Here is a 2,968-nt window from a genome sequence, read left to right on the forward strand (position 1 = left end):
ACTATATACATCTAATAAAACAGGAAATCAGTACAAAAAATTTGATTTTAAGTTTAATTTTGCTATTAAAGAGCTTAGTTATGTCGGACTCATATCTTATGTGAAATTCAATCCAAAGATTACACTTACTCAAGATGGAGCAAATGTAGATTTAACAGATTTTGATGTTAAGACAGAAGTAAGGGATAAGGCTCGAAGCTATTGGGAGGAACATTCGACTAAGAACAAATCGAAAAACAAGCCAGTAGAAACACTGGAGGTTGAAGACGAGGAGAATGAATCCACAGATGACGAATTGTTAGATGATTTCAAGGTAAAACTTCAGAGTGCAATCGCTAATATGTCTCCAGCAAAGTTTGAACAATTTTCACGAGCACTTCTTACAAAGATGGGAGTGGAGTTTACCAACAAAGGCGTTCAGGTGTCAAATGATGGTGGCATTGATGGTTATGGATATCACGTAGATGCCGATGATTTTAGAACAACCAGAGTGGTTATTCAGTGTAAAAGATTTAATTCAAATCCAGTGAGTGAGCCGGATATCAATCAATTTCTTGGGGCGATGAACAAATATCAAGCCGATTATGGAGTATTTATTACTAATAGCCGATTTACCAATAAGGCAAGAGAGGCTGCGAGAGAAGGTACGCCGATAACACTGATTGACGGAAATGATTTAATCAGACTGGTTATTAAATATGAATTGTATATAACACCAGTCACAACATATGTATTGGATGGTTTTTATACCGAGGATTGACACTAACGATAGCATAATTTACTCAAAGGATTTTTAAAAGGGGGCATAGAATGATGGCAAAGCAAAAGACCTATATCGCAATCGACCTTAAATCATTCTATGCTTCTGTGGAGTGTAAAGAACGAAATCGTGACCCATTGACAACAAATCTTGTGGTTGCAGATAAGAGCAGGACAGAGAAAACCATCTGCCTTGCGGTATCTCCGTCATTAAAAAGTTATGGGATACCCGGCAGACCACGCTTGTTTGAAGTCGTGCAAAAGGTAAAAGAAGCTAATAATACCCGAAGGTGGAAAGCACTAAATCGTACATTTACTGGTTCGTCTGATGACAGTACAGAATTAAATGCGAATCCGGCATTGGAGATTGATTATATCGTTGCACCACCTCGTATGGCATACTATCTGGAATATAGTACCAAGATTTACAGTGTTTACTTGAAATACATTGCTCCGGAAGATATTTTCCCGTACTCGATTGATGAAGTATTCATAGATGCAACCAATTATCTGAATACCTATCAGATGACTGCAAGGGAACTTGCCATGACGATGATACAGGATGTTTTGAAAACAACAGGAATTACGGCAACAGCCGGAATCGGCACGAATATGTACTTGTGTAAGATTGCAATGGATATCGTGGCAAAGCATATTGAGCCGGACAAGGACGGTGTGCGAATTGCCGAATTGGATGAAATGTCTTACCGCAGAAAGCTATGGAATCATAGACCGCTTACAGATTTCTGGAGAGTTGGTAAAGGCTATGCAAAGAAACTGGAAGAACATGGACTTTTTACTATGGGAGATATTGCAAGGTGTTCCATCGGAAAGTCGAATGAACTGTATAACGAAGAACTGCTCTACAAGCTGTTTGGAATCAATGCGGAATTGCTAATTGACCATGCTTGGGGATATGAACCTTGTACGATGGAGCAGGTCAAAGCCTATAAGCCGGAAACCAATAGTGTATGTTCAGGACAGGTACTTCACTGCCCGTATGATTACGAAAAGGCAAAGTTGATTGTAAAAGAAATGACCGACCAAATGGTGCTTGATTTGGTGGATAAAGGACTTGTAACTGACCAGCTTGTGTTGACAATCGGCTATGATATTGAGAATTTAAGTAATCCGAACCTAAAATATCAATACAAAGGCGAGGTTACGATTGACCGATATGGACGCAAAGTTCCAAAGCACGCACACGGAACAGCGAATCTTGAGAAAAAGACTTCCTCTACTCGATTGATTACCAACGCCGTGATGGACTTGTATGACAGGATAGTTGACGAGCATTTGCTTGTACGCAGAATAACAATCACAGCGAATAAACTTGTTGATGAAAAATCCGTCAAGCAGGAAGATGAATACCAGCAACTCGACCTCTTTACCGATTACGAAGCACAGAGGAAGAAGCAGGCGGAGGAAGAAGAAAAATTAGAACGGGAAAGGCGTATGCAAGAAGCAATGCTGAGTATCAAAAAGAAGTTTGGCAAGAATGCTGTGTTGAAGGGAATGAACCTTGAAGAAGGTGCAACCGCCAAAGACCGAAACGAGCAAATCGGCGGTCATAAGGCTTAAATAAACTGGAATTTGAGGAATAAAATATGGGCATATTAGAAATAGTTTTTAATTCAAGAAAATTTGATTTGAATGATGATGTTCTGATGGGATTTGATAATTACTTTGATAAAAAAAGTAAGGATTATAATAGTTTTTGTTTAGACGAAGAAGATATTAATCCTTTACAAAACTTTGTAGCACAGATTAAGTCTGCTGACTCAGATAGTGTAATTTATGTATCTACTTATGGCTATGAAATCACAAATAGTAAAGGAGAAAAATCAACATACGCCGATGCTCTTTGGATTGACACAGTTTTACCTATTTCCCAAATAGAGAGATATATTGAAAAAAGTGGTGTTGCTGAACCAAGTAATATTTCTTTTGTTGGAGATAGTGATGAATGTGGAAACTATAAAGTATGGATTATAGCTCAGGAAGAGAATAATCCTCATATTATAGAGCTGACTGACCGCAAGAAGATAGACCATATGATAATATTATATTGGGATTGATAAGTTATAAAATTCAAGTTTGGAGAATTGAGAAAATCGGAAGTTATGGAGGTACTTTATGAACGAGAGAGAAAAAATTATCCGATTATGGTTTGATATGTGGATTAAGAAAGCAGATTTAGGAATTGACA

The 2,968-nt window shown here is 37.9% G+C and carries 3 protein-coding genes; all 3 read left to right on the forward strand.

Translation table 11 applies throughout. From position 1 onward, the window contains the following. Nucleotides 1-760 (forward strand): restriction endonuclease (locus WMO25_RS16730; RefSeq protein WP_349086289.1); only part of this gene is annotated, 760 nt, incomplete at its 5' end. 53 nt (nt 761-813) lie between these two features. Further along, nucleotides 814-2,340 (forward strand): Y-family DNA polymerase, encoded by a 1,527-nt coding sequence (locus tag WMO25_RS16735; RefSeq protein WP_055161185.1) that lies wholly within the window; start codon nt 814-816, stop codon nt 2,338-2,340. Nucleotides 2,341-2,366: 26 nt separating this feature from the next. Next, entirely contained in the window at nt 2,367-2,837 is a 471-nt protein-coding gene (locus WMO25_RS16740; RefSeq protein ID WP_015530037.1) for a hypothetical protein, read from the forward strand. Nucleotides 2,838-2,968: the final 131 nt, after the last annotated feature.

It is taken from the genome of Coprococcus intestinihominis (genome assembly GCF_040096555.1).
Classification (GTDB): Bacteria; Bacillota; Clostridia; order Lachnospirales; family Lachnospiraceae; genus Coprococcus_A; species Coprococcus_A intestinihominis.